1 protein-coding gene is annotated in these 324 nt (G+C 35.5%); it reads right to left on the bottom strand.

Features of this window, described 5'->3' with window-relative positions; translation table 11 throughout:
• The coding region (locus AOA62_RS07575) for a ribonuclease HII (RefSeq protein WP_143521791.1) at positions 1–324 on the bottom strand (324 nt) is incomplete at both ends.

The following is a 324-nucleotide window of genomic DNA, read 5'->3' as shown; positions in this document are numbered from 1 at the left end:
CTCTTGTAACTTTCGCAATAACGGAGGCTGCCGCTATACTAATACTCTTTGAATCGCCTTTAATAATTGACGTTTGTGGAATTGATATTGGAAGCTTCATCGCGTCTAATAGTAAATAGTCTATTGAAACATCAATGTCCTCTATCGCTCGATTCATAGCTAGTTTCGTAGCTTGATAGATATTATGATGATCAATCTCCCTAGCACTCGAAATACCAATTCCAATCGCTAAGGCTTCTTCTTGTATTTTAATGAAATACTCATCTCTTTTTTGTTTAGATAGCTTCTTAGAGTCTGTCAGTCCAGGTATAAAAAAATCTTTAG

Source organism: Pseudomonas sp. 2995-3, from assembly GCF_002742565.1.
In the GTDB taxonomy this organism is placed as follows: domain Bacteria; phylum Pseudomonadota; class Gammaproteobacteria; order Pseudomonadales; family Pseudomonadaceae; genus Aquipseudomonas; species Aquipseudomonas edaphica.
The sequence above is the reverse complement of the archived record's forward strand: the minus strand, read 5'-3'. Positions and strand labels throughout refer to the sequence as shown.